Origin of the sequence: Streptomyces sp. 130 (genome assembly GCF_007096885.1) — a bacterium.
Classification (GTDB): domain Bacteria; phylum Actinomycetota; class Actinomycetes; order Streptomycetales; family Streptomycetaceae; genus Streptomyces.
On record NZ_VJNO01000115.1, the window covers coordinates 1 to 803 of the forward strand.

Sequence of the window (803 nt, forward strand, 5' to 3'; positions counted from 1 at the left end):
GGTTCGGGTGCGCGGTGTACTGACCGTCGCCGCCGGGCCGGGCAGCATGGAGGGGACGGCGCGGGGGACCGCGTGACGGGCACGGAGCGGAGTGGGAGTTCTCATGGCACGTTCGACCGACTACGACGAGGACCGTGGTTCCCGGAAGGCCAGGGGAGCGTGGTACGTGCCGCCGCTGCTGGTGTTCTTCGTGGGCGCCATGCTCACGTCCGTGGTCTCGCACGCCGTGGACGACGGGTCCTACACCGCGGTGATGAGCGTGGGCTTCGCCCTCGACGCGGTCGCGGTGGTCTGGGCGGTCGTCCGCTGGCGCCGGTCCGCGAGCTGACAGAGCACTCAGGGAGAGAAAGCTGTATGAAGTCGTCACTGGGCATGCGGACGCGCTTACCGGCACGGCACCGGAGGTGGGCCGGGCTGCTGGCCGGCGGGATCATCGCCGTGCCGGCAGTACTGGGGCTGACCGCCTGTGATTCCGCGCAGGACGCGCTGGACCGGGGTGACCTGTGCCTCGACATCCTCGACATCGCGCTCTTCGACCCGAACCCGTCGAGCGCGGACGAGGCCCGCGAGGACGTACGGGACCGGGCCGACAAGATCGACGAGATCGCCGAGAAGGCGTCCGACGACAAACTGCGCGACGCCGCGGAGAAGACCGCGAAGGAACTACGCGCCGCCGCCGACGGAGACCTGAAGGCCGGATCGGTCTCGGAATACGTCTCGGAGCAGAACGACCGGCTGAAATCGCTGCGCAAGACGTGCACCGACCTCGGTGACTTCGGCTGACACCACCACCGCAGAGCCGG

2 protein-coding genes are annotated in these 803 nt (G+C 69.4%); both read left to right on the top strand.

All coding sequences use genetic code 11. From position 1 onward, the window contains the following. Positions 1–103: 103 nt before the first annotated feature. Entirely contained in the window at positions 104–328 is a 225-nt protein-coding gene (locus tag FKN01_RS32245; protein WP_143626185.1) for a hypothetical protein, read from the top strand. Positions 329–354: 26 nt separating this feature from the next. After that, positions 355–783: a hypothetical protein gene (locus FKN01_RS32250; protein WP_143626186.1), complete on the top strand. Its 429-nt coding sequence runs from the start codon at positions 355–357 to the stop codon at positions 781–783. The last annotated feature ends 20 nt before the right edge of the window (positions 784–803 follow it).